Below are 3845 nucleotides of genomic sequence, written 5' to 3' on the forward strand. Positions count from 1 at the left end.
TTTTTTTGTTCAAACCAATCATACGAGAAAGGAACTCCTTTTTCTAATGTTTAAAGAAATAAATTTAAGGAATCATTCATCCTTACACAAACTATTTTACGGTCTCTAACTTATTGAAATATGGATTAAACTTTAAGAATTTATATTCAAGAATAAAATGGCATTTATTATTTTTAGTAAATCGTTCATTGTTGCATGAAAGTATTTCCGAAATATTGCCAAAAGGTATTTCAAAAGATTATCCAATTTCATTAGAATTTTCAATTAATCTCTCTAAGTCTATCGAAGAAAATTATCATGTGCATGTAAATCAAGAAGAAATTGATTATTGTGTTATCTATTTTCAAATGTTCCTAGATGAAAGAACTGAGAATCGCACTGATGAAGTGAATGTTGCATTTATAGGATCTATTCGAAATTCAGTTAAAAGTTTTATTGAAAATAAACTTTTGCAAGTATTTGATCAACTTAAAACTACAGATTTTAGTTCTATTTCAAAATTTAATGAAGTTGATCCAAGTAATTATTTAATGGCATTTTCAGATAAACCTTTCTCCTCCCCAAAAACACAAGTTGTCAATATTGGAACTGTTTTTAGACCAGAAGCGTTATCAACTATCTTACAAATATCTGTAGTTGAACATCTTACTGAATTAAATCTTTGTAAAATTTTCGTTACTAAGATTAATGCAAAAAATTATCATGAAGAAGTAAAAAAGTTGATTGCTGATCAAGTTAAGGTGGGAGAATTCAATGAAGATTTTGAAGAAAAATGGAGTAACCGCGAGAAAGATATAGGTAATATCTTTTCAAATGGTATTGCAATCCCTCATGCAGTAGATAGTTCCAATAAACAGCGAATCTTAATTAGTGTTGGAATTGTTAACAATAAATTATCTTTTAGAAATAGAGAAGTAAAACTTATATTTTTGATAGCCATTCCAAATACTTTAAATGATGATTTAGTAAATGCCACTTCTCGTGTTTATGATCTAATTGAATTAATTTCTCGTAATAGTGTTCTATATAGTAATTTCTTAAAATATGATAATTCCAAAAAGTTAGGTCAAATAGCGGAGGGTGTATAAAATGAATATTTTGTATATTTGTATTATTCTTGCTGTTGTATTTTTATTACAAAGTGTTTTGGGATTCTTACAAATTCAAAACTTTGTTAAAGAATTTCGAAAGATGTGTAAAAAAGGCAAAGTTCTGATAGGGAAGAACCCCAAAAAGATGAGAGCAGGAACTCTGTTATTACTGAATATTGATAAAGAAGCAAATATTCAAGATGCAGAAATTATGAAAGGCGTTACGATTTTTGCTAGATTCAAAAAAATAGAAAAATTAAAAAATAAGTCATTACCCTTATTGGCTAGTTCTTATGATGAAATGCAAGAGTTTGATTCTTTAACTCAAGAGTGCATCTTAAATGCTTATCGGAATTATATTAACTTTAAGACTGGAAAAATGAGTCGATCTGATTTAGATACAAGTATAAATACAAATTTTCTATCGTTACCAGTCTTTCAAATGTGGAAAAATGATCTAACATCAAAATTTGTACTTCTAAAGAATAAACTCAGTAGATAGTTCGAAAGAAGGTAAAGAAAATGTCGTATATTATTAAATTTGCTACCTGGTTTATTGGTTTGTTCCAGGCAGGTGGGAAACAGTTTTCTAGTTGGGTAAGTGGAATTATTCCATTAGTCCTTATTATGTTGGTATTTATGAATGCATTAATTGCTCTAATTGGTCAAAAAAGAATGGATAAATTTGCGCAAGCATCTTCAAGTAATCCATTCATGAGATATTTAGTTCTTCCATTCTTAGCAGCATTTATGTTAGGTAATCCATTAGCTCACACAATGGGTAAGTTCTTACCAGAATATTACAAGCCAAGTTATTATGCATCATGTGCACAATTCTGTCATACAAGTAATGGTGTGTTTCCACACATTAATCCTGCGGAATACTTTATTTGGTTAGGTATTGCAAGCGGTGTTCAAAAATTAGGCTTGAATACGATGGATTTGGCTATCAGATACTTATTAGTTGGTTTAGTAATGAACTTTATTGGTGGTTGGATTACAGACTTTACAACAGCTTATGTATGTAGAACAACTGGAATTGAATTATCTAAGAAAGTTGGCTTCCATTAATTAGTTTTAGAAAGTAGATGAATTAATATGTCTAAGTGGAGAAGTGTTAAAGTTGTTCGTGGTTCAGGTGGCTGGGGAGGCCCTTTGGTAATTACTCCAACTGAACAAAAACATACAATTTTATATGTTACTGGTGGGAATCGTCCTAAAATTATTGATAAGCTTGTTAAACTTACAGGGATGAAAGCAGTTGACGGTTTTAAAACTTCAATTCCAGATGACGAAATAGCAGTTGCTGTAGTTGATTGTGGTGGTACACTACGTTGTGGTATTTATCCAAAGAAGAAAATTAAGACAATCAATGTCTTACCAACTGGAAAATCAGGTCCGTTAGCAGATTTTATTGTTCCAGAACTTTATGTATCTGCAGTAGATGTTGATCAAATCTCTTTAGCCAAACAGTCTGATGAGACCGAAACAGCTGAACAAACTGCTTCAACTTCTGATGAAGATAAAAAAGAAAGTGAAACTATAGATACCAGTAAGACAATTACTCAACAAAGTGATAAAGGAAGTTGGGTAGGTAAAATCGGTATTGGAATTGGTAAAATTGTTGCAACTTTCAATCAAGCTGCTAAGAAATCTGTAAAAACAGTTATTGAAACCATCTTACCATTTATGGCATTTGTATCTCTTCTGATCGGTTTCATTAATGGTTCCGGTATTGGTAAATGGTTTGCTAAGCTAATGACTCCACTTGCAGGTAATGTATGGGGATTAATGGTCTTAGGATTTATTTGCTCACTTCCATTCTTGTCTCCATTACTTGGACCTGGAGCTGTTATTGGTCAAATAATAGGAACTTTAATTGGCGTTGAAATTGGTAAAGGAAATATTGCACCACAATATGCACTTCCGGCTTTGTTTGCTATTAATACGCAAAATGGTTGTGACTTTATTCCAGTTGGTTTAGGATTAATGGATGCAGATGCTAAAACTGTTGAAGTTGGTGTAACCTCAGTACTTTACTCAAGGTTTATCAATGGTGTTCCAAGAGTTTTTGTAGCTTGGTTAGCAAGCTTTGGATTGTATAGTGGAAAGTAACAGGAATAGTAATTATGAGCGTTGGAACAAAAAGTATTTTTGAAACAAAAGTTAGAGAAATAGGTAAGGAAGCACAAGATTTTAAATCAATAAATATGCTAATTTTCTTTGGACCAGAAGCTCCAAGTATATTAAAAGATTCCTGCTTCATTATTGATTTAAATGATGTTAATGGTGAAATAAAAAAAGGCATGACTTTAAGAATAGGTGATCATGACTATTTGATTACAGCAGTTGGCAATGAAGTGAATACTAATCTTAAAAATTTAGGTCATATTGCTGTGAGATTCACTGGTGATGAAGCTGCGGAGCTTCCGGGATCACTATATGTTGAGAAAAAAGAATTTCCTAATATTAAAATAGGCACTAGAGTTACAATTTATTAAATTTTAGCTAATTTTTGAATTAGTTAATATCAAAGTATAGGTTCTAGTTCGTATTTTAAAATAAAGTACTTAACAATTAAAAAATAATAAAAAATATATTGATTAACAAAAACTTGAAATATATCAGACTATACCAGAACCTTTATTGAGACTGTAAAATAGTTTGTGTAAGGATGAATGATTCCTTAAATTTATTTCTTTAAACATTAGAAAAAGGAGTTCCTTTCTCGTATGATTGGTTTGAACAAAAAAA

At 30.6% G+C, this 3845-nt stretch carries 5 protein-coding genes; all 5 read left to right on the plus strand.

Annotated elements, in window-relative coordinates:
- The first annotated feature begins 113 nt into the window (after window positions 1-113).
- Genes CP366_RS10150 through CP366_RS10170 form a run of 5 tightly spaced genes read left to right on the plus strand, consistent with a single transcriptional unit; the run spans window position 114 to window position 3592 of the window.
- Complete coding sequence (locus CP366_RS10150) at window positions 114-1088, plus strand: PTS sugar transporter subunit IIA (RefSeq protein ID WP_089148110.1); 975 nt, start codon at window positions 114-116, stop codon at window positions 1086-1088.
- A 1-nt stretch (window position 1089) separates the two neighbouring features.
- Entirely contained in the window at window positions 1090-1593 is a 504-nt protein-coding gene (locus CP366_RS10155) for a transcriptional regulator GutM (RefSeq protein WP_089148109.1), read from the plus strand.
- 20 nt (window positions 1594-1613) lie between these two features.
- Window positions 1614-2162 carry a PTS glucitol/sorbitol transporter subunit IIC gene (locus tag CP366_RS10160; protein ID WP_089148108.1) on the plus strand — a complete coding sequence of 183 codons (549 nt, stop codon included), beginning with the start codon at window positions 1614-1616 and terminating at the stop codon, window positions 2160-2162.
- A gap of 27 nt (window positions 2163-2189) precedes the next feature.
- Complete coding sequence (locus CP366_RS10165) at window positions 2190-3206, plus strand: PTS glucitol/sorbitol transporter subunit IIB (RefSeq protein ID WP_089148107.1); 1017 nt, start codon at window positions 2190-2192, stop codon at window positions 3204-3206.
- Between the two features lie 14 nt (window positions 3207-3220).
- Window positions 3221-3592: a PTS glucitol/sorbitol transporter subunit IIA gene (locus tag CP366_RS10170; RefSeq protein WP_089148106.1), complete on the plus strand. Its 372-nt coding sequence runs from the start codon at window positions 3221-3223 to the stop codon at window positions 3590-3592.
- Window positions 3593-3845: the final 253 nt, after the last annotated feature.

This window comes from Lactobacillus sp. UMNPBX15 (assembly GCF_002553785.1).
Lineage (GTDB): Bacteria > Bacillota > Bacilli > Lactobacillales > Lactobacillaceae > Lactobacillus > Lactobacillus crispatus.

Bases quoted from the DNA above. Each gene is read 5' to 3' on its own strand.
- CP366_RS10155 (WP_089148109.1), top strand. From the start codon at position 1,090: ATGAATATTTTGTATATTTGTATTATTCTTGCTGTTGTATTTTTATTA.
- CP366_RS10160 (WP_089148108.1), top strand. From the start codon at position 1,614: ATGTCGTATATTATTAAATTTGCTACCTGGTTTATTGGTTTGTTCCAG.
- CP366_RS10165 (WP_089148107.1), top strand. From the start codon at position 2,190: ATGTCTAAGTGGAGAAGTGTTAAAGTTGTTCGTGGTTCAGGTGGCTGG.
- CP366_RS10170 (WP_089148106.1), top strand. From the start codon at position 3,221: ATGAGCGTTGGAACAAAAAGTATTTTTGAAACAAAAGTTAGAGAAATA.